The 21,106-nt window shown below is 67.9% G+C and carries 18 protein-coding genes; 12 read left to right on the top strand and 6 right to left on the bottom strand.

Annotated features, from left to right (window positions below; all coding sequences use genetic code 11):
- Positions 1–163 precede the first annotated feature (163 nt).
- Complete coding sequence (locus V5G24_RS16120; RefSeq protein ID WP_394081179.1) at positions 164–1,804, top strand: alpha-amylase family glycosyl hydrolase; 1,641 nt, start codon at positions 164–166, stop codon at positions 1,802–1,804.
- A 24-nt stretch (positions 1,805–1,828) separates the two neighbouring features.
- Here the strand turns inward: V5G24_RS16120 and V5G24_RS16115 are convergent, their stop codons facing one another.
- Positions 1,829–3,700, bottom strand: coding sequence for an ABC-F family ATP-binding cassette domain-containing protein (locus V5G24_RS16115; protein WP_394081181.1), 1,872 nt, complete (start codon positions 3,698–3,700; stop codon positions 1,829–1,831).
- 225 nt (positions 3,701–3,925) lie between these two features.
- On the opposite strand from V5G24_RS16115, the gene treZ reads away from it, so the two are divergent.
- Positions 3,926–5,764, top strand: coding sequence for a malto-oligosyltrehalose trehalohydrolase (treZ, locus tag V5G24_RS16110; RefSeq protein WP_394081183.1), 1,839 nt, complete (start codon positions 3,926–3,928; stop codon positions 5,762–5,764).
- On the opposite strand, the gene V5G24_RS16105 is transcribed toward treZ, so the two are convergent.
- Together V5G24_RS16105 and V5G24_RS16100 are read right to left on the bottom strand one after the other, a co-directional pair.
- A complete protein-coding gene (locus V5G24_RS16105) occupies positions 5,752–6,915 on the bottom strand; it encodes an FAD-dependent monooxygenase (RefSeq protein ID WP_394081185.1) in 1,164 nt (387 codons plus the stop codon). The two genes, treZ and V5G24_RS16105, sit on opposite strands and share 13 nt — an antisense overlap.
- Positions 6,916–6,921: 6 nt before the next feature.
- A complete protein-coding gene (locus V5G24_RS16100) occupies positions 6,922–7,173 on the bottom strand; it encodes a zinc-finger domain-containing protein (protein ID WP_394081187.1) in 252 nt (83 codons plus the stop codon).
- 427 nt (positions 7,174–7,600) lie between these two features.
- On the opposite strand from V5G24_RS16100, the gene V5G24_RS16095 reads away from it, so the two are divergent.
- The 3 genes from V5G24_RS16095 to V5G24_RS16085 all read left to right on the top strand — a co-directional run bounded on the left by V5G24_RS16095 (position 7,601) and on the right by V5G24_RS16085 (position 11,885).
- The gene (locus V5G24_RS16095; RefSeq protein WP_394081189.1) at positions 7,601–9,418 is read left to right on the top strand and encodes an ABC transporter ATP-binding protein; all 1,818 of its coding nucleotides are present in this window, start codon (positions 7,601–7,603) and stop codon (positions 9,416–9,418) included.
- Positions 9,419–9,565: 147 nt separating this feature from the next.
- Positions 9,566–10,588, top strand: coding sequence for a Tim44 domain-containing protein (locus V5G24_RS16090; RefSeq protein WP_394081191.1), 1,023 nt, complete (start codon positions 9,566–9,568; stop codon positions 10,586–10,588).
- 517 nt (positions 10,589–11,105) lie between these two features.
- Positions 11,106–11,885 carry a TerC family protein gene (locus V5G24_RS16085; protein WP_394081193.1) on the top strand — a complete coding sequence of 260 codons (780 nt, stop codon included), beginning with the start codon at positions 11,106–11,108 and terminating at the stop codon, positions 11,883–11,885.
- 61 nt (positions 11,886–11,946) lie between these two features.
- Here V5G24_RS16085 and V5G24_RS16080 read toward each other — a convergent pair whose 3' ends face one another.
- Positions 11,947–12,570: a DUF2239 family protein gene (locus V5G24_RS16080; RefSeq protein ID WP_394081195.1), complete on the bottom strand. Its 624-nt coding sequence runs from the start codon at positions 12,568–12,570 to the stop codon at positions 11,947–11,949.
- Between the two features lie 128 nt (positions 12,571–12,698).
- Here V5G24_RS16080 and V5G24_RS16075 point away from each other — a divergent pair, with 128 nt between their 5' ends.
- The 7 genes from V5G24_RS16075 to V5G24_RS16045 all read left to right on the top strand — a co-directional run bounded on the left by V5G24_RS16075 (position 12,699) and on the right by V5G24_RS16045 (position 19,779).
- Positions 12,699–13,907, top strand: coding sequence for a hypothetical protein (locus V5G24_RS16075; RefSeq protein WP_394081197.1), 1,209 nt, complete (start codon positions 12,699–12,701; stop codon positions 13,905–13,907).
- 149 nt (positions 13,908–14,056) lie between these two features.
- Positions 14,057–14,809: an alpha/beta fold hydrolase gene (locus V5G24_RS16070; RefSeq protein ID WP_394081199.1), complete on the top strand. Its 753-nt coding sequence runs from the start codon at positions 14,057–14,059 to the stop codon at positions 14,807–14,809.
- A 76-nt stretch (positions 14,810–14,885) separates the two neighbouring features.
- Positions 14,886–15,755: a serine O-acetyltransferase gene (gene cysE / locus V5G24_RS16065; protein WP_394081201.1), complete on the top strand. Its 870-nt coding sequence runs from the start codon at positions 14,886–14,888 to the stop codon at positions 15,753–15,755.
- A gap of 78 nt (positions 15,756–15,833) precedes the next feature.
- The gene (locus V5G24_RS16060) at positions 15,834–16,043 is read left to right on the top strand and encodes a DUF3126 family protein (RefSeq protein WP_348847713.1); all 210 of its coding nucleotides are present in this window, start codon (positions 15,834–15,836) and stop codon (positions 16,041–16,043) included.
- A gap of 170 nt (positions 16,044–16,213) precedes the next feature.
- Positions 16,214–16,993 carry a 3-oxoadipate enol-lactonase gene (pcaD, locus tag V5G24_RS16055; RefSeq protein ID WP_394081203.1) on the top strand — a complete coding sequence of 260 codons (780 nt, stop codon included), beginning with the start codon at positions 16,214–16,216 and terminating at the stop codon, positions 16,991–16,993.
- Positions 16,994–17,090: 97 nt separating this feature from the next.
- Positions 17,091–18,293, top strand: coding sequence for a cation diffusion facilitator family transporter (locus V5G24_RS16050; RefSeq protein WP_394081205.1), 1,203 nt, complete (start codon positions 17,091–17,093; stop codon positions 18,291–18,293).
- Positions 18,294–18,345: 52 nt separating this feature from the next.
- Positions 18,346–19,779 carry an FAD-binding oxidoreductase gene (locus V5G24_RS16045; RefSeq protein WP_394081207.1) on the top strand — a complete coding sequence of 478 codons (1,434 nt, stop codon included), beginning with the start codon at positions 18,346–18,348 and terminating at the stop codon, positions 19,777–19,779.
- Positions 19,780–19,782: 3 nt separating this feature from the next.
- Here V5G24_RS16045 and V5G24_RS16040 read toward each other — a convergent pair whose 3' ends face one another.
- Complete coding sequence (locus V5G24_RS16040) at positions 19,783–20,022, bottom strand: formate dehydrogenase subunit delta (protein ID WP_394081209.1); 240 nt, start codon at positions 20,020–20,022, stop codon at positions 19,783–19,785.
- Positions 20,012–20,866 (bottom strand): formate dehydrogenase accessory sulfurtransferase FdhD, encoded by an 855-nt coding sequence (fdhD, locus tag V5G24_RS16035; protein ID WP_394081211.1) that lies wholly within the window; start codon positions 20,864–20,866, stop codon positions 20,012–20,014. Before fdhD ends, V5G24_RS16040 begins: the two co-directional genes overlap by 11 nt.
- Positions 20,867–21,106: the final 240 nt, after the last annotated feature.

The following is a 21,106-nucleotide window of genomic DNA, read 5'->3' as shown; positions in this document are numbered from 1 at the left end:
CAGGACGAACCGAAGGGGCGGGCGGGAACCAGCGCGGCGCGCCTTCCGTTATGACGATCGCGCCGCCGCACGTGCCAGACGGGGGCGAAGCGTAATGCGCTGGTCGCGCCGGGCTGCTTGAATGGTTGCGACGCGGCGCCAAAAGCCAGGGGAAGGACCATCCATGGATGCGGAAAAAGAGACCGGAGCGCTCCGGCCCCCGGCGTCCTGGTGGCAGACGGCGGTGATTTACCAAGTCTATCCGCGCTCGTTCCAGGATGGTTCGGGCGATGGCGTGGGCGATCTGCCGGGCCTGCTCGCGCGGCTGGATTATCTCGCCGACCTCGGCGTCGATGCCATCTGGATTTCGCCCATCTTCCCCTCGCCCATGGCCGATTTCGGCTATGACGTCAGCGATTACGTGGGCATCGACCCGCTGTTCGGGACCCTCGCGGATTTCGACCGGCTGGTGGCGGCGGTGCACGAGCGGGGCATGAAGCTGCTGCTGGATCTGGTGCCCAATCACACCTCAGATGCGCATCCCTGGTTTCAGGAGGCCCGCGCGTCGCGCGAAAATCCCAAGCGCGACTGGTACATCTGGCGCGACCCGGCGCCCGACGGCGGGCCGCCCAACAATTGGCTGTCCGAATTTGGCGGCAGCGCCTGGGCGTTCGATGCGGCGAGCGGGCAATATTATTACCACGCCTTTCTGGACCGCCAGCCGGATCTAAACTGGCGCAATCCGCAGGTGGTCGCGGCGATCCACGACGTCATGCGCATCTGGATGCGGCGCGGCGTCGACGGCTTTCGGGTCGATGTGATCTGGCACCTGATGAAGGACCTGGAATTCCGCGATAATCCGGAGAACCCCGCCTTCGCCACGGGAATGAACCCCTATGCCCGCCTCCAGCCGCTGCACACCACGGACCTCTCCGAGGTTCAGGATGTGATCGCCGGTCTGCGCGCCGTCGTGGATGAATTTCCCGAGCGGCTGCTGATCGGGGAAATCTATCTGCCCGTTGCGCGGCTCGTCGCCTATTACGGGGCGGAGCTGAAGGGCGTGCACCTGCCGTTCAATTTCGCACTACTCGAGACGCCCTGGAATGCCCGGGCGCTGGACCGGCTCATCGCCGATTATGAAGCCGCATTGCCGGCCGGCGGATGGCCCAATTGGGTGCTGGGCAATCATGATCGCCCGCGCATCGCGAGCCGCGTCGGGCCGGACCAGGCGCGGGTCGCGGCCATGCTGCTTTTGACCCTGCGCGGTACGCCAACGCTCTATTATGGCGATGAAATCGGCATGGCCAACGTGCCCATTCCGCCCGAGCGGGTGCAGGACCCTTATGAGAAAAACGTCCCGGGCCTCGGCCTTGGCCGCGACGGTGTGCGCACGCCCATGCAATGGGACGACGGCCCGTTCGCCGGCTTCTCCACCGTCGAGCCCTGGTTGCCCCTGGCGGCGGATTTTCCCGAGGTGAACGTCGCCGCCCAGCGCGGCAATGGCCATTCCATGCTGACCCTGGTGCGGCGCCTCATCGAGGTGCGGCGCGGGCGGGCGGAGCTGATGCTGGGCGCCTATCACGCCCTCGCGGCGCAAGGCGATCTGCTGCTTTATGTCCGCGCGCTCGACGGTGCGGTGCGGGTGCTGGTGGCGCTGAACCTCGGCGCGGAGCCGCTGGCCGCGACCTTGCCGGGTCTTGCGGGCGAGGTGTTGCTCTCCACCTTCTGCGATCGCGAGGAGGAGCGGATATCCGGCGAAATCGCGCTGCGCGCCAATGAGGGATTGATGGTGGCCCTGGCGGATGGGGCTGTGCTACCCGCGTGAGAGCCCCGCGCGGCGCGAGCGCGCTTATTCCGCGGCCTGCGCCATGGCTTCCAGATCGGCGCTGACGGCGATCCATTCCTCTTCCGCCTGCGCCAAGGCGTCCACCAGATCGCCGCGCTGCTTGTTCAGGCGGGCGGCGTCATTGGGGAATTTCTCGATTTTCGGATCAGCCAGGCGCTTGTCCACGGCGGCGATATCCTTTTCGATCTTCGCCACCTGCGCTTCGACATCCTTGAGGCGCTTGCGCAAGGGGCCAAGCTCCGCCGCTTCCTCGGCCGGCGCCTCGCCGTCGATGCGCTCTTTCTTGCCGTCGCCAGTCATGCGGCCGTTGGATTTGCTCAAAACCTCACGGCGATATTGGTCAAGGTCGCCATCATAGGGCTTCACCGTGCCGCCGCCGACCACCCAGAGCCGTTCCGCGCAGGCTTCCAGCAGATGCCGGTCGTGCGAGACCAGGATCACGGCGCCGGGAAAATCGTTGATGGCGTTGATCAGCGCCTCGCGCGCCTGGATGTCCAGATGGTTGGTGGGCTCGTCGAGGATCAGCATGTGCGGGCCGTTGAAGGCCGCGAGGCCGAGCAGCAGGCGCGCCTTCTCGCCACCCGAAAGCGATGACACCTTAGTATCCGCCGCCGCGCCGGAAAAGCCCATTTCGGCGGCGCGCGCACGCACCCTCGCCTCCGGCGCGTCGGGCATCAGCTTGCGCACATGCTGGGCGGCGCTGTCGCCGGGGATCAGCTCGTCCAGCTGGTGCTGGGCGAGATAGGCGACCTCCAGCTTGTCGGCGCGCACCACATTGCCCTTCTGGGGGGCGAGGCGGCCGGCCAGCAGCTTGGCGAAGGTGGATTTGCCGTTGCCGTTCGGCCCGAGCAGCGCGATGCGGTCGTCCTCGTCGATGCGCAGGTCGAGATTGCGCAGGATCGGCTTGTTTTCCACATAGCCGACCTCGACCCGGTCCAGCACCACGATCGGCGGGGAGAGCAGCTTCTCGGGATGGCGGATGGAGATGGCGGCCTGGGTCTCGCCGACTTCGGCGGCGAGCGGCTCCATCTTGGCGAGCGCCTTCATGCGCGACTGCGCCTGCTTGGCCTTGGAGGCCTTGGCGCGGAAGCGGGCGACGAACGCTTCCATATGGGCGCGCTGGCCCTCCTGCTTCTTGCGGGCCTTCTGGTCCAGCAGCAGCCGTTCCCGGCGCTGGCGATCAAACGAGGTGAAGCCGCCGCGATAAAGCGTCAGCTTGCCGTTGAAGAAATGCAGGATGTGATCGACGCTGGTGTCGAGCAGGTCGCGGTCATGGCTGATGAGGATGACCGTGCGCGGATAATTCGCGAGATAATCCTGAAGCCACAGTGTGCCTTCCAGATCGAGATAATTGGTCGGCTCGTCCAGCAGCAGCAGGTCCGGCTCGGTGAACAGCAGCGCCGCGAGCGCGACGCGCATGCGCCAGCCGCCGGAGAATTCCGAGCAGGGGCGCGCCTGCGCGCTCTCGTCGAAGCCGAGGCCGGCCAGGATGCGCGCGGCGCGGGACGGCGCGGAATGGGCGTCGATATCCACCAGGCGGATTTCGATTTCGGCGATCCGGTGCGGGTCGGTGGCGGTCTTGCTCTCTTCCAGCAAAGCGGCGCGCTCGATATCGGCGGCGAGCACGCGCTCAAGCAGGCTGTCGGGACCGGAGGGGGCTTCCTGCGCCACGCGGCCGATGCGGGTGCGGTTGGGCAGGCGCACCACGCCGCTCTCCAGCTCCAGCTCGCCGACCAGCGCCTTGAACAGGGTGGTCTTGCCCGTGCCGTTGCGGCCGACCACGCCCACGCGCGCGTTCTCGGGGATGGCCGCGGACGCGTGGTCAATGAGCAGGCGCCCCGCGACACGGAGCGAAATATCGTCAAGAACGATCATGATGCCCGCCTTCTCGCAGGCGCGAAGGCGAAGGGCAAGAAAAAGCGCCGGAGAACACGAAAAAGCGCCAGGGAAACGCAGCGACCCGCGCAAAACCGCGTGCGGGCAGGTATCGTGCTCCGTGGCGGCACGGTAGATCGGAACCTTCGCCGTGCGGCGACGGTTGAACAGGCAAGGCGGGTGCAGCGCCCGCAGAACCTCCCGAACCGTCCGGGTATGACCAGCATGAACAGTTTCGTTCCCCCAGACGTCGCTTCGGATGCCCCCCGCGGCCATGCCATGCCGTTCGGCGCGCAGATCGAGGCGGGCGCGGTGCGGTTCCGCCTGTTTGCGCCGGCGCAGCAGCGTGTGACGCTGGTGCTCGATGAAATCCGCGCCTTGCCGATGCATCGCACCCCCGACGGCTGGCACCAATGCGTGACCCCCGCGGCCGGCGCGGGCACGCGCTATCGCTTCCAGCTGGAAGATGGCCTGCTGGTGCCGGACCCCGCCTCCCGCCACCAGCCGGAGGATGCTCACGGCCCGAGCGAGGTTATCGACCCCGCGCGCTACGGCTGGCGCGATACGGACTGGCACGGCCGCCCCTGGCACGAGGCGATCCTTTACGAATTGCACATCGGCGCCTTCACCTCCGAGGGCACTTTTCGTGCCGCGACGGAGCGGCTCGACGATCTGGTGGAACTCGGTGTCACTGCCGTCGAGATCATGCCGGTGGCGGATTTTCCCGGTGGGCGCAATTGGGGCTATGACGGCGTGCTGCTCTATGCGCCGGACAGTTCCTATGGCCGGCCGGAGGACCTGCGCGCCTTCGTGGATGCCGCCCATGCCCGCGGGCTCATGGTGATCCTGGACGTGGTCTATAATCATTTCGGCCCGGACGGAAATTACCTGCACGCCTATGCGCCGTGCTTCTTCACCGACCGCCACCAGACGCCCTGGGGCGCCGGGCTGAATTTCGACGGTCCCAACAGTGCCGTCGTGCGCGACTTCATGATCCACAATGCCCTGTATTGGCTTGAGGAATTCCATATGGACGGGCTGCGACTCGACGCCGTGCACGCCATTTTGGACGACAGCACCGACCGCTTCCTGAACGAACTGGAACGGCGCGTGCGCGCCGCCTGCCAGGGCCGGCAGGTGCATCTGATCGTCGAGAACGAGGCGAACGAGGCCCATCTTCTGGAGGGCGACCCGGCAACCCGCTTCACCGCCCAGTGGAACGATGATCTGCACCATGCGCTGCACGTCGCCATCACCGGCGAGGCGCAAGGCTATTACGCCGATTATGCGGGCGATGCGGAAAAGCTCGGGCGGGCGCTGGCGGAGGGGTTCGTTTTCCAGGGCGAACACATGCCCTATCGCGGCGCCGCGCGGGGCGAGCCGAGCGCGCACCTGGCCTCCATCGCCTTCGTGGCGTTCCTGCAGAACCACGACCAGATCGGCAACCGGGCATTCGGCGAGCGCATCACTGCTTTGGCGCCGCGCGAAGCCGTGCGGGCGGCGGCGGCGATCTATCTGCTCGGGCCGCAGATTCCCATGTTGTTCATGGGGGAGGAATGGGCGGCGGCCCAGCCGTTCCTATTCTTCTGCGGCTTCGAGGGGGATCTGGCCGAGGCGGTGCGCGCCGGGCGGCGGGCGGAGTTCGCCCGCTTTCCCGCCTTCCAAGATCCGGACATGCGCGCGCGCATTCCCGATCCGGTCGCGCAATCCACTTTTCTCGCCTCCAAGCTTGAATGGTCGGACCGCGACCGCGCGGAGCACCTGGACTGGCTGGACTGGTATCGCCACGTCATCGCCGCGCGGCGCGAGCACGTGTGGCCGCTCCTGCCGCTCTTGACGGGGCGCCTGTCCGCCACGCGGGTGGTCGGCCCGGCGGCGGTCGAGGTGGCGTGGACCCTGGAGGATGGCCGCCGGCTGTGCCTCGCCGCCAATCTCGCCGCCGACGCGCAGGACGGCTTCCGCCCCCAGGCGGGTCTTGCTTTATGGACCGAGGGCGCGTTCGAGGACGGTCGCGCGGCGCCCTGGTCCGTGCGCTGGAACGTTGAGGGCGTTCAGGCGCCGTAGATCCACCCATAATGGTCGATGAGCCGATCCGCGGTGATGCGCAGCAGCGCGTCGCGGGCGAATTTGGCGGGGCCGGAGAGATGATAGACCGTGCCATTGGTGCGCGCGTCGCGCTGGATGCGCGCGGTGCGCGGCTGGCGGGCGGTCTCATAGGCGCGCAGCGCGGCGGCCACGCTGGAGGCGCGGTGCAACTCGGCGGCGAGCGCGGCGGCATCCTCGATCGCCTGGGCGGCTCCCTGGGCGAGGAACGGCAGCATGGCGTGAGCGGCATCGCCCAGCAGCGTGACGCGTCCTGAGCCCCAGCGCGGCAGGGGATCGAGATCATACAGGCCCCAGCATCGGAACGCGGGCGCGGCGGCGAGCAGCCGGCGCACCGGCTCGGCCCATTCGGCGAAGGCGGCATGAACGCGGCTCGCGTCGCCTTCCTCGCTCCAGCGGGTGACCGGCCGCGATTCCTGCACCACCGCCACCACATTGATGGCGCGGCCGGACCGCACGGGATAGGTGACGAGGTGGGCCTCGGCGCCGAGGAACAATTGCACCACGTTCGGCGCGCGCCCCTGCTCCACGGGCACTGTGGCCCGATAGGCCACGCGCTGCGCAAACACGGGCACCGCCGAAAGCCCGATCTGCGGCCGCACCACCGAGCGGATGCCATCCGCGCCCACCAACAGGTCGGCTTCGAGCGGCACCGGATCGCCGGCGCGGTTCGCCACCGCCGAAACCTGGCTGTCGCCGGCCTCCACGCCTTCGAGCCGGGCCCCCAGCAGGATTTCGGCACCGGCCGCGCGCGCGGCCTCGCTCAGCACGCGGTGCAAATCGGCGCGATGCACCACCAGGAACGGCGCGCCGAAGCGGGCGGTGGCGGCGTCATAGGCACAATGGGCGATGACCGAATCGCTGCGCCCGTCGCGCACCTCCAGCGCATCGGGGGCGATCGCCACCGCTTCCAGGGCCGGCAACAGATCGAGATCGCGCAGGACGCGTGTGGCATTGGGCGTGAGCTGGAGGCCCGCGCCGACTTCCTCCAGCACTTCGGCCTGCTCCAGCACGCGCACGGACAACCCCGCGCGCCGCAAGGCAATGGCGCAGGTCAGCCCGCCGATTCCTGCACCGACGATGATGGCGCTGCGCGCGACAGGGGATGTCATGGGCGATCAGGCGGCGACCGGCCGCTGCTCCCATACGCAGCCCTCGGGCTTGGCCTCGTCGGCGTGGAGCGCCGGATTATAGCGATAGAGGGTGGAGCAATAGGAGCACACCGCTTCCGTCTCATCGCCCATGTCGATGAAGATATGGGGATGGTCGAACGGCGGTCGGGCGCCGATGCACATGAATTCTTTCGCGCCGACCTCGACCACGGTCACGCCGAGATCGTTGCAGAAATGGGGAATGCTATGGGCTGCCATGGCTGTGCCTTGTCCGTCATCGCCGGCCTGAATCCGCGCGACATTAGCGCTTCGTCCCGGCCCCTCCAAGGGGAAAGGGGCGCGCTGGATGCGGCGGCGCGACACAAATTGCGGCGCTGCCGCTAAGGTATCGCTGGCCGTGAAACAGGTGCGAGCCTTGCCCTTTTTATGCCGCTTCTCTAGCGTAGCACTCGCTCAACCGCGAACAGGGAGGCCCAGAATGAAGCAGTTTATTGCGCTCGGCCGCCGTTCGCCGATCCCCGAAACGACCGCCCGGACCTCGTTCCGCTAGCCTCGTTTCCCCGCCCGCCAGCGGGCCCCCTCTCCCCATCGGATTTTGCGACATGCGCCCGTGCCGGCGCATGTCGTCCATTCCTTGCTTTCACCGGAGGCCGGTCCTGCGCGCTCGCGCGGCCGGAAGTCTGCCATGTCGTTTTTCGGTTCGCACAAGCGCGCGGATACCTTCCGCACCGTCTTCGCATTTCTTTGGGGCCATTGGCGCCGCCGCCCGACGCTGCTCGCCGCCATCATGACGGGCATGCTGGTGGCGACCCTTGGCGAGGTGCTGGTGCCGATTTTCGTCGGCCGCCTCGTGGATGCCCTGTCCACCGCGCAGGGCGGAGCGGAGGCCGCGCGCCTCGTCGCGCGTGCCGTGGCGCTGAACGCATTTCTGGCGATCCTCGCGCTCGGCGCGGTGACGGTGCTGGTGCGCCATTTCGCCTTCATGGGCATTGTCACCCTGACCCTGCGCATGATGCCGGACATCGCCGCCGACGCCTTTGCCCGCGTGCAGCGCTTCTCCTCCGATTGGCACGCCAACGCCTTCGCCGGCTCGACCGTGCGGAAGATCTCGCGGGGCATGTGGTCGCTCGACCTGCTGAACGACACCATCGTAATGGCGCTTCTGCCCTCGCTGGTGGTGCTGGCGGGCTCGGCGCTGGTGCTTGGGCTCTATTGGCCAGTGATGGGGCTGCTGGTAGGCACCGGGGCGGTGCTCTATGTGGCCATGACGCTGCTGCTCTCCACCGCTTATGTCGCTCCGGCGGCGCGGCTGTCCAATGCCTGGGACACCAAGGTGGGCGGCACGCTCGCCGACGCGGTGAGCTGCAACGCGGTGGTGAAGGGCTTCGGCACCGAGGCGCGCGAGGACGCGCGGCTTGCCGGCGTGCTCGCCAAATGGAACGCCCGCACCACTCGCACCTGGCGTGCTGCCACCTGGAGCGGCACGGCGCAACTGGTCGCGCTGCTGGCCTTGCAGACCGGCATCATCGGCACCGCGCTGCTGCTGTGGTGGAACGGACAGGCGAGCCCCGGCGACGTCGCTTATGTGCTGACCACCGAATTCGTGGTGCACGGCTATCTGCGCGAGGTGGGCATGCATGTCCACAATCTCCAGCGCTCCGTCAACGAGATGGAGGAACTGGTGGAATTGCATCAGACTCCGATCGCCATCGCCGACAAGCCGGGCGCGGTGCCGGCGCGGGTGGAGCGGGGCGCCATCGCCTTCGAGGCCGTGCGCTTCCATTACCAGGGCCATGAGAAGCCGCTCTACGACAACCTCTCGCTCTCCATCGATGCGGGTGAGCGGGTGGGCCTCGTGGGCCATTCCGGCTCCGGCAAGACCACGTTCGTGAAGCTCATCCAGCGGCTGCACGACGTGACCGGCGGGCGGGTGCTGGTGGACGGGCAGGATGTGCGCGACGTGCAGCAGGGTTCGCTGCGGCGGTCCATCGCGGTGGTGGCGCAGGAGCCGATCCTGTTCCATCGCTCGCTGGCCGAGAACATCGCCTATGGCCGGCCCGACGCCACGCGCGCCGAGATCGAGCGGGCGGCGGCCCTGGCCAATGCCAGCGGCTTCATCGAGCGCCTGCCGCGCGGCTATGGCACGTTGGTGGGCGAGCGGGGCGTGAAGCTCTCCGGCGGCGAGCGCCAGCGCATCGCCATCGCCCGCGCGTTCCTCGCCGATGCGCGCATCCTGATCCTGGACGAGGCCACCTCCAGCCTCGATTCAGAATCCGAGGCGCTGATCCAGGAGGCGATGGAGCGCCTCATGGTGGGGCGCACCACGCTGGTGATCGCGCACCGTTTGTCCACGGTGCGTTCGCTCGACCGGCTGCTGGTGTTCGACAAGGGGCGGATCGTGGAGGAGGGCGACCATGATGCCCTCGTCGCGCGCGAGAACGGCCTTTATCGCCGGCTGTTCGAACGTCAGGCGCTGGACCTCGTGAAGGGGCTGGCCGCCTGAGGACGGCAAAAATAACGGGGTGGCCGCGCGCCACCCCCTGACAAAGCCACAAATCTATCCCCATATCCCACCTATCTGCCGTTAGGTCACCTCTTGCGCAAGCGGAGGGGGCATGGTGGATGCGGGTGGTTCCTTTCGAGGGTGAAAATGAAGATTTTCAAGCGCATGCCGGTTCTGATGGGCGTTCTCGCCCTCGCCTCGGCGGTGACATTGACCATGGTGGATCATGCCGACGCGCGCCAAGGCGGCGGCTTCGGCAGCCGGGGCGGACGCACCTATCAGGCGCCCGCCAGCACCAATACGGCACCGGGCGCGGCGCCCATTCAGCGCTCCGTGACCCCGCAACCCCAGCCCGGCATGAACACCGCTGGCGCGGCCAATGCAGCGCGTCCAGGCGGCATGTTCGGCAGCGGCTTCGGCGGCGCGCTGATGCGTGGCCTGCTGATCGGCGGCCTCGTGGGCATGCTGTTTGGCGGCGGCCTCGGCGGCCTGTCGGGCTTCCTTGGCCTGCTGCTCCAGGTGGCCCTGGTGGGCGGCCTCGTGTTCCTGGCCATGCGCTTCTTCGCGAGCCGCCGCCAGCAGTCCCGGCCGGCGGGCGCAGGTGCGCCTTTCCCCGGTCCGCTGTCGCGTGACAACATGTTCGGCGGTGGGTCGTCTCCCGCCACGCCGACCGGCGGGCGCAGCGCGCTCGGCGGTCTCGGTGGAACGGGCGGCGCGCCCGGCCCGGTTCCGCAGCAGCCGGCCCCAGCCGGCCGCGTCAAGGACGAGCTCGGCATCGGCCCCCAGGATCTCGACGCGTTCGAGCACCTGCTCACCGAAATTCAGGCCGCCTTTTCCCGCGAGGATCATGGGGCGCTCGCCGATCGCGCGACGCCTGAGGTGCTCGCCGTGTTCTCCGAGGAATTGCGCGACAACGCGGCGCGCGGCGTGCGCAACGAGGTGAGCGACGTGAAGCTGCTCCAGGGCGACCTCTCCGAGGCCTGGCGCGAAGGCAATCTGGAATATGCGACGGTTGCCATGCGCTATGCGATCCGCGACCTGATGCGCGACCGCGCGACCGGGGCGCTGGCCGCCGGCAGCACCGATGCCGTCAGCGAGACCACCGAGGTGTGGACCTTCGTGCGCCCCAAGGGCGGGCAATGGAAGCTCTCGGCGATCCAGGACGTGTGACGGCACACGCTTCCGCACTTCAGATCAAGGCGAACGGCCGGGCCAGTCCCGGCCGTTTCTATGTCCGGGCCCTTTTCTTGTCCGGCCGTTTCATCTGAGAGACCCGCGTCCGCGATATTTTCCGGTGCCGCGCCGGGCGCCGCGACATCCTGCCGCGCATGCCCTGGTCTGGTTCTGCGGCATTCCGCTCCCTAGCTGTAGCCTATCGATCCGGGCCCCTCTGGCGCGTGCATGAAAATGCGTGCGTGATGTCGGATCTCTTCCGACATTTCTGCCGGCGAGAGGCCCAATGCCCTGTATCGACCCCCTGACGCATTTTCGCGCGCGCATTTTCGCCGCCGCTCCCGCCTGCCGCGATCCACATCGCCGCGGGCACGGGGCGGCTTTGTCTTGCGCTATGTCCGCCCGTGCCGGCGCCTCGGTGCGCGAATGCGTTGTTTCCCCGTTCGCAAGCGTCGTCGCCCTTCGCGGCGCGCCGCCCCGCATTTTTCATCCGTCGAAGGCAGGTGAGTGATCCATGGACTATCTCGCGCAACTGGCAGCCGACCCCGCGGCCTGGGTGGCCCTCATCACCCTGGTGGCGATGGAAGTCGTGCTCGGCATCGACAATCTGGTCTTCATCTCCATCCTCACCAACAAGCTGCCGGAGGTGCACCGCTCCAAGGCCAGGCGCATCGGCATCAGCCTTGCCCTGGTGCTGCGCCTCGCCTTGCTGGGGACGGTGGCGATCATCGTGCAGCTGACCGAGCCGGTATTCTCGGTCTTCGGCCAGGGCTTTTCCTGGCGCGACATGATCCTGATCGCCGGTGGCCTGTTCCTGGTGTGGAAGGCGACCAAGGAGATCCATCACACGGTCGATCCTGCGCCCCATGACGACATGTTCGGCACCAGCAAGGCGAGCATCGGGTTCGCCGCCGCCATCGCGCAGATCCTGATTCTCGACATCGTGTTCTCCGTCGATAGCATCATCACGGCGGTGGGCATGACCGACCATATCCCCATCATGATCATCGCGGTGATCGTGGCGGTGAGCGTGATGATGCTCGCGGCCGACCCGCTGGCCCATTTCATCGAGGCCAACCCCACGGTTGTGATGCTGGCCCTGGGCTTCCTCATCATGATCGGCATGACGCTGATCGCGGACGGCTTCGGCGCCCACGTGCCCAAGGGCTATGTCTACGCCGCCATGGCCTTTTCCACCGGCGTGGAGGCGTTGAACATGCTCGCCCGGCGCGCCAAGACGAAGTCAAACGGGGCCGACAACGGCCACGCCGAAGGCGGCGTGAGCCGCCATTGATCGGCGCCGATCGGCGCGAAAGCAGGGCGGCCCGGCTCTCTGAGGAGGCGGGCCGCCGCATTCATTCGAACGCCGGTGCCGCCAGGCGGTGGGCATGGGCGCGGATATCCTCCGGCCAGGCGGCGGTCAGCTTGGCGAAGCCCGCCGCATCGCCCGCGTAAAAGGCGCGCAACGCCTCCTCGAAGGCCGTGAGATTGCCCGCCAGCGCGCTCATGAAGCGATAGGCGGCCTCCTGGGCCGCGCGGCGGCGGGCGGGCGCGCTCTGGTCGCGCCGGGCGGCTTCCACCAGCTTGCGCAGCGCGACGGAAGCGCCGCCGGGTTGGGCCGCGAGCCAGTCCCAATGGCGCGGCAGCAAAGTGACCTCGCGCGCCACGACCCCGAGCTTGGGGCGACCGGGCCCACGCGCCGGCTCCGCTTCCGGCGGTGCGGGCGGAGCTGAGGCATAGCGCGCCGCGACCTCCTCCGGCGTGCCGCGCAGATCGAAATCCACCGGATGCGCGCTCTCCAGATCGAACACCAGCACCTGCTGCGTCTCGTCCTCGATCAGCATGCGCCTGACCGCGGCCGCGACCTCGGCGGCGGCGCCTTCCGCGAGTCGGCGCGGCCCGGCAAAGGCGATGAATGGGCCGGGGAAGGGCAGGGCGGGGGTGGAGGTCGAAGCAGGCGGCACGGCTTGTGGGGTCATGGCGAAGTCCTTTCTTGCCGCTTAATACCCGGATATAATTAGTGCGTCAATTAAATCCGGATAAAAACCCTCTCCCACGGGCACCGGTTCGCCACAAACGGCGTTTACTTCTCTGGATGGAGAAGAAAATGGCGCGCATTCTTGCCCTGTTTGGCCTTCTGGCGGCCTTCGCGGGTGTTTTGCCCTGGGCGGCGCCCTTGGCGAAGGGGGGCGTGCGCCTGATCGAAGCGCGGGACGATCCCGCCCTGCTCTCCGACCTCGCGCTGCAATCCTTCACCGCCGCCGATGCCGGCCGGGAGATCGAGCGCGCGCTGGCGGATGATGATGGGGAACTCGCCGCCTCCTATCTCGAACTCGCCGATGCGCGCGGGCTTGCGCTTCCCGCGACCCTGCGCGCCCGTGTCCGCGCGGCCAACGATGGCGTGGCGGCCGCCTGGCGCTCCGCGAAGCATTTCGGCTACGGCTTCTTCACTGGCACGCCGGAGGATCTGGCGGGATTTGCGGGGGCCGCTGCTGGCGATCTCACCGCCTGGGGCGATTTGCGCGATGCGAGCCGCGAGGGCTGGAAATATGCCAATGGGGAAGCGGTGGACCCGCTGATCCTAGGCCTTTCGGTGGCCGGGCTGGCGCTCACCGCCGGCACCTATGCCACGTTCGGCGCCGGCCTGCCGGTGCGGGCCGGGGTGAGCGCGGTGAAGATCGCCAAGCGCACCGGTCGCCTCTCGGTGGGGATGGTCCGCCTGCTGACCCGCGCGGTTAACGAGACCGTGGACTTCGCGGCCCTGCGCCGGGCCGGCGCGAGCCTGGATGCCACCGCCCTGAAAGGCGTGGTGCGCGCCGATGGCCTGAAACCGCTTGCTCGGCTGATGGGCGATCTCGGCACGGTGCAGGCCAAGGCCGGCTCGCGCGCCGCGGTCGCCGGGCTTTCGGTGGCGGAGAACGGCAAGGACCTCTCTCGCCTCGCGCGGCTTGCCGAAGCCAAGGGCGGGCAGACGCTGGCAATTCTGAAGACGCTGGGGCGCGGCGCGCTGGTGATGGGGTCTGCGCTGCTCAAATTGGTATGGTGGGGATTGGTTGCGGTGCTCTGGCTGTTCGGCCTTGTCGCCTCCTTCAACCGCTTCTGCGTGGAGCTGGTACGGCCCATCTGGCGCCGCAAGCGGGTGCGCGGGCGCAAGGCGCCGGCCGCCGGTCCTGGCCGTGCGCCGCTGCCGCCCGTATCCGCCCGCCGCGAGCAAATCGAGCACCCTGGCGCCTATAATAATGCGTCCGACGCGGCGCAGGTCATCGCCCGTTTCGAGCGGGCGGCGCGGGAGGCGACCGCACTCTCCCCCGTCTGAGTGGCGTGGCCTGCCTGCCGTCAACAGGAAGAAGACCGTTTCCGTCCAGTGGCTTGAGCTGAGGCGGCGCGGGCGGTGGAAGCTTTCGCTTCCGCTCCGCGCCGGGGCGAATTAGGGTCCGGCCCGAAACATCGCTTCGGGATCCGCTTATGCCCCTCCTTTCCGCCGACGGCCTGGACATCGCTTATCTGGACGAGGGTTCCGGCGCGCCGATCCTGCTGATCCACGGCTTCGGTTCCACCAAGGAGATCAACTGGGTCCATACCGGCTGGTTCAAGACACTCATGGAGGCCGGATATCGCGTGATCGCCTTCGATCATCGCGGGCACGGCGCCTCCAGCAAGCTGTATGATGCCGAGCTCTACGACACCCGCCTGATGGCGCAGGACGCGCGGCGCTTGCTGGACCATCTCGGCATTCCGCGCATCGACATCATCGGCTATTCCATGGGCGCGCGGGTGGCCGCGCAATTCGCCCTCGCCGAGCGCGACCGGCTCAACAGCCTCATCATGGGCGGGCTCGGCATCCATCTGGTGGAAGGCGACGGCCTGCCGCAAGAGGTGGCGGCGGCGCTGGAGGCGCCGAGCCTGGCCGATGTGACCGACCCCCTCGGCCGCATGTTCCGCGCCTTCGCCGATGCCAACAAGGCGGATCTGAAAGCGCTCGCGGCGTGCATCCGCGGCTCGCGGCAGACCCTGACGCGCCAGCAGGTGGCCGATATCGACCAGCCGGCCCTAGTGGCCGTGGGCACGCGCGATCTGATCGCGGGCAGCGCCCAGGAATTGGCGGCGCTTCTGCCCCGGGGCGAGGTGCTGGACATCCCCGGCCGCGATCACAATCCCGCGGTTGGCGACAAGGTGTTCAAGCAGGGCGCGCTCGACTTCTTCGCCCGGCATGGGTGATGTGCGCGAGCCGGCTCGGAACGGCGGCCGGCTTGTGCTAGAAATGCGTCGAAACGTGATCCACCGGGAGGCAGGAATGCCCCAGTCTTTGTTCAAGGCGCCGCATCAGCCGCTGGCGCGCATCAATACGGAACGCTTCCAGGACGTGGTCGATCCGGTCTGGGCGCGCATCCGCAATGAAGCGGACCTCGCCGCCGAGCGCGAGCCGCTGCTGGCCGGCTTTCTCATCGGGGCCGTGCTGGGGCAGGGCAGCCTGGAAGCCGTGATCGGCGAGCGCATCGCCGCCCGCCTCGACCATGCGGAGCTTCCCGGCTCGGCGATCCGCGCCGCCTATCATGAGGCCGTGTCGCAGGACCGCACCATCGCCCAGGCGGTGCGCGCCGACATCATGGCGGTGGTGGACCGCGACCCCGCAACCACCCGCGCGCTGGAGCCGGTGCTTTATTTCAAGGGCTTCCACGCGCTCCAGACGCACCGTCTGTCCCATTGGCTGTGGACCCACAGCCAGCGCGACTTCGCGCTCTACCTGCAAAGCCGCGCGTCCTCGGTGTTCGCCGTGGACATCCATCCGGCGGTGCCGGTGGGCCGCGGCATCTTCCTCGACCATGCCACCGGCATCGTGATCGGCGCGACGGCGGTGATCGAGGATGACGTCTCCATCCTCCAGGGCGTCACGCTGGGCGGCACGGGCAAGGAGACCGGCGATCGGCATCCCAAGATCCGCCGCGGCGTGTTGCTGGGCGCCGGCGCCAAGGTGCTGGGCAATATCGAGGTCGGCCATTGCGCCCGCGTCGCCGCCGGATCGGTGGTGCTGAAGCCGGTGCCGCCCAAGACCACGGTGGCCGGCGTGCCGGCCAAGGTGGTGGGCGAGGCCGGCTGCGCGGAGCCCTCGCGCGCCATGGACCAGATGTTCGACGACAATATTTTCGCCGGTGCGGACATCTGAGCCGCCCTTCGACTTCACGCGCATTCCGCGCTTTCGTGGCCGTCCGCGGGCGGCCATTCGACCCTTGGAGGACAACACTTGGATAAAACGGAACTCGAGCGCGTGCAGCGCTACATGCGCACCCTGTTCGGCAATCCGCAGATCAAGGTGACAGCGCGCCCGAAGAAGACCGATTCGGCCGAAGTCTATCTTGGCGAGGAATTCATCGGCGTCCTGTTCAAGGACGAGGAGGACGGCGACCTCTCCTACAATTTCCAGATGGCCATCCTGGAAGCCGACCTCGACTGATTTTTTGCGCGGATCTGTCCGGCCGATCCCTTGAGATCGGTTCTGCCACCCTCCGGCCCGGCTGGAGGGTGTTTCCGGCGCGATCCGGGCACTTTCCCGCCGATCGATCTTGCCAATTGCCGGCAAGGCTTTAAACCGGCGTCGTATACAGAATGCCGACCGGGGGTCACGTGTCCATCCTCGACATTGCAGGTGAGCATTTCCGGGTTCAGGTGGAGGGCAAGGAGGGCGCGCCGCCCCTGGTCCTCGCCCATTCGCTGGGCACCACGCTGGAGATGTGGGACGCGCTGATGCCCCATCTCACGCCCCATTTTCGCGTCATCCGCTATGACGCGCGCGGCCACGGCCAGTCCAGCGCGCCGGATGCGGTCTATTCCATGGGCGATTTCGGCCGCGATCTGCTCAATATTCTCGACCGTCTCGGCATTTCCGGCCCGGTGGATTATTGCGGCCTTTCGCTCGGCGGCATGCTCGGCCAATGGCTGGCGCTCAACGCCCCGCAGCGCCTGAAGCGCGCCGTGCTCGCCAACACCACCGCCCATGCCGGCCCCCATCGCATGTGGGAAGGGCGCATCAAGGCCGTGCGCCGCGCCGGCACTGCGCCCATCGCCGATGCCGTGATCGACAGCTGGTTCACGCCGAAATTCCGCGCCGCCCATCCCGACCAGGTCGCGAAAGTGCGCGAGATGATCGTGCGCACCGCGCCCGGCGGCTACATGGGCACGAGCTGCGCCATGCGCGACATGGATTTCCGCCATGGCCTGCCGCACATCAAGACGCCCTGCCTGGTGATCGTCGGCCTTCAGGATCGCTCCACCCCGCCCGAATGGGGCGAGCTGATCGCAGCCCATATCCCTGGCGCGGAGCTGGTGAAGCTCGATGCGGGGCATATGTCCGCCATCGAGCTGCCGGCGGATTTCGCGCGCGAGGTGCTCGGCTTCTTCAGCTGACGCCCGACGCGATTTTTCCCCTGCGGGACGCGCGCGAAATGCCGCGCGATGGTATCTAGGCGGCCGTCAGTTTCGCGATCGCGGCAAGGAGCCCACCATGGCGGCACAGGGGCACGACCAGCACGACGGCAAACCCGCTCCGGACGCGGCATCGGAAGGGGCATCCCAACCCGCCTTCCCACCCGGGCACGAAAACCACAATCACGCCAGCCACAATCATGCCGGCCACGACCATGGCACCGGCCATGCCCATGCCACGCCGGCGGCGAAGCGTGCGGAAAGTGCGCATGACGACCACGCGCCGCATGACGACCATGGCCATGATGACCACGACCATGGCGAGGCCGAGGGCAGTCATTCCGGCCACGATCATTCGGGCCACGATCATTCCGGGCACGGCCATGGCGGGCACAATCATGCCCACGCGGTGCCGAGCTCGCTGCGGGCGTTCGCCATCGGCGCCTCGGTCAATTTCGGCTTCGTGATCATCGAGGCGGTCTTCGGCTTGCTGTCGGGTTCGCTCGCTTTGCTGGCCGATGCCGGCCACAATCTTTCCGACGTGCTCGGCCTGCTCCTGGCGTGGGGCGCCGCATGGCTCTCGCGCCGCGCGCCGAGCCCGCGCCGCACCTTCGGCTATGGCCGCTCCTCGATCCTCGCGGCGCTCGCCAATGCCATGATCCTGCTGCTGGGCACCGGCGGCATCATCATCGAGGCGATCGGACGCTTCGGCGATCCCGCCCCGATCCAGACCGGTGTGGTCATGATCGTCGCGCTGGTCGGCATCGGGGTGAATTTCGGCACCGCTTTGCTGTTCATGGCCGACCGCAAGAATGACCTGAACGTGCGCGGCGCCTTCGTGCATCTGATCGCGGATGCGGCGGTGTCGCTGGGCGTGGTTCTCGCGGCGGCGGTGATCGCGGTGACCGGTTGGCTGTGGCTGGATCCGGTGGTGAGCCTTGTCATCGCGGCCGCGATCATCGCCGGCACCTGGGCCCTGCTGCGCGACAGCGTGAACCTCGCTATGGATGTGGTGCCGAGCGGCATCGACCATGACGCCGTGGCCGCCTTCCTCGCGGCGCGCCCCGGTGTCAGCGAGGTGCATGACCTGCACATCTGGGCGCTTAGCACCACCGATTCCGCCCTCACCGTTCATCTGGTGCGCCCCGGCGCCCCGCTGGACGATGCCTTCCTCGCGGAGACCTGCGCCGCGCTGAAGGCGCGCTTCAAGATCGGCCATGCGGCAATCCAGGTGGAGAACGGCACCGTTCCCTGCGCCCTCGCTCCTGCCCACGTGATCTGAGCCCGCCTCTCGGGGAGGGCGGATCGACAAGACCAGCCGGAAAGGCGGACCCATGACCAGTGATGCGCTCGCCGCATTCCGCGCGCTGCTCGGTGAAGCCGGCGTGATGACCGCGCCGGATTTCATCGCGCCCTATGTGGTGGATCATCGCCAGCTGATCCGCGGCACCACGCCCGCTGTACTGCGGCCGCGCTCCACGCAAGAGGTGCAAGGCGTGGTGCGCCTTGCCGCGCAGTTCGGCTTCGGCCTCGTCCCTCAGGGCGGGAACACCAGCTATGTGGGCGGGGCGACGCCGGACGAAAGCGGCCGCCAATTGGTGGTGAGCCTGGAGCGCATGAACCGCATTCGGGCCGTGGACCCGCTCGGCTTCACCCTCTCCGCCGACGCGGGCGTGATCCTCGCCGATGCGCAGGCGGCGGCTCAAGCCGTGGGCCTCATGCTGCCGCTCAGCCTCGGTTCGGAGGGCAGCTGCCGGCTCGGCGGCAATATCGGCACCAATGCCGGCGGCCTTTCCGTGCTGCGCTATGGCATGACGCGCGATCTGGTGCTGGGGCTCGAAGCGGTGCTGCCCGACGGCAGCCTGCTCGGCGACATGCGCGCCCTGCGCAAGAATAATGTGGGCTACGATCTCAAGCAGATGTTCATCGGCGGCGAGGGCACGCTCGGCATCGTCACCGGCGTGGTGCTGAAGCTGTGTCCTGAACAGGTGCTGACCGCCACCGCCTGGCTGCAACTGGCCAAGGGCGCGCCGCTGCCGCAGATGCTCGCCCAGGTGCGGCGCGAAACGGCGGACCTCGTCTCCTCGTTCGAGTTCATCACCGCCAATTCGGTGGCGCTGGTGGCGGCGCTGAAGCCGGGCGAGGTTAATCTGACCACCGGCAGCGGCGGGGCGGTGCTGCTGGAGGTCTCCGCCTCATCGCACCGGGTGCCGCTGGACGAGATCCTCATGGGGACGCTCGAAGCCTTGATGGAGAAGGGGTGGGTGGAGGATGCGCTGCTCGCCCAGTCCGAGCGCCAGCGCGCCGACATGTGGGCGGTGCGCGAGACCGTTCCCGAGGGCGAGAAGCACGCCGGCGGATCGGTGAAGCACGATATCTCGGTGCCGATCTCCGCCCTCGATGCGTTCCTGGAGCAGGGCGGGGCGGCGGTGGCGGCCTATGATCCCGCGCTTATGCTGTCGGTGTACGGCCATGTGGGCGACGGCAACATTCACTACAATATCGTGGTGCCGCCGGGCGAGGACCGGCTCGGCTTCACCCGCCGCATCGAGGCGGGTCTTGCCCATGAGCTTTATGCCATCGCCGCCACGCTCGGCGGCAGTTTCAGCGCCGAATATGGTATCGGACGGCTGAAGCGGGACCTGCTGGAGCGCTATGGCGACCCTGTCCGCCGTGCACTCATGGGCCGGGTGAAGGCCGCTTTCGACCCTGCCGGCCTGATGAATGCCGGCGCCATGGTCGATCCCGCGCGGGACCCTTCGGCCTGAGGCTCAGGCCGCGACGGACGTGCCGCGCAGGCCTTCCAGGGCTTCCTTAGCGATGGGGGAGAGGCCTTCGCCGCCATGGTCCAGATGCTCGAAAATCTTCGAGCGCATGCGCGGATCCCAGAATTTGTGGATGTGCTCGCGCGTGGAGGCGATCGCCGCCGCATGTTGCTGGGTGGAAAAGGCGGTCGCGATCTGGTTCGCCATATAGACGAGGCGGTCGTTGGTGCTGGTGCTATGCGACATGTGCGTGCCGTGGGGATGACCCGAGGTCGATGCGCTCGGGATGGGTGAAGAGTTCAAATCCGTCGCCGCGCACGATCGCGGCCAGCGTGATGCCGGCCGCCTGCGCGGTACGGATGGCGAGGGATGTGGGGGCCGAGACGGCGGCGATGAGCGGGGTGCCCAGCACGGCGGCCTTCTGCACCATCTCGATGGACACGCGGCTTGTGAGCAAAACCATGCCGCGGGCGGGATCGGCGTCGAGCTTCACCACCTTGCCCACCAGCTTGTCCAAGGCATTGTGGCGGCCGACATCCTCGCACACCGCGAGCAGGCCGCGTCCCGGCTCGAAATAGCCGGCGGCATGCACCGCGCGGGTCTCGTGGTTGAGGGTCTGTGCGGGCGCCAGCGTGGCCATGGCTTCTAATATGAGGGAAGCGGGAAACACCGGCCGTGCGGTGACCTGCGCGGCGGGCTTGATGGCCTCGGCAAGGCTTTCCACCCCGCACAGGCCGCAGCCGGTGGGCCCGGCCATGGCGCGACGGCGGGCGCCGAGCACGGCCGCCTTCTCCTCGGCGATCCACATCCGCGCCTCGATGCCATCCTCCACCGCGATCACATCGAGGCTGAGGATATCCGTCGGGCTGGAGATGATCCCCTCGGTGAGGGAGAAGCCGAGGGCGAAATCGGCGATGTCGATGGGACTTGCCATCATCACGGCATGGGTGGTGCCATTATAGGTGAGGGCGACCGGCGTTTCTTCCGGCACCGCGCGTTCGGAGACGGTGACGCCATCCAGGCGCCACACGTCGCGGCTGACGCGCCGCACCGGCTCGGGAAAATCGGGGATTTCGGACGTCTCATCCATGATGCGCGCCACCGGGTGTTGCTGCCACCAAGGTTGTGCCGAACGCGCCCGCATTCAAGTGCGGGCGTGCGATGGGCTGCTTTTCCCGGCTGTCGCGGAGAGCAAGGAAGGAAAGGCCGGCAAACGCGCAAGACGCTGCTAACGCCCCGAACCCCACACCCGATGTCCCCTTTCCCGGCCCTCTCCCGCATGCGGGAGAGGGGCCTGGGTCCAGGCGGGGCGGGCGCGTCGCGGCGCCGG

The organism is Roseixanthobacter finlandensis (assembly GCF_043195105.2).
Lineage (GTDB): Bacteria > Pseudomonadota > Alphaproteobacteria > Rhizobiales > Xanthobacteraceae > NCEH01.
The sequence above is the reverse complement of the archived record's forward strand: the minus strand, read 5'-3'. Positions and strand labels throughout refer to the sequence as shown.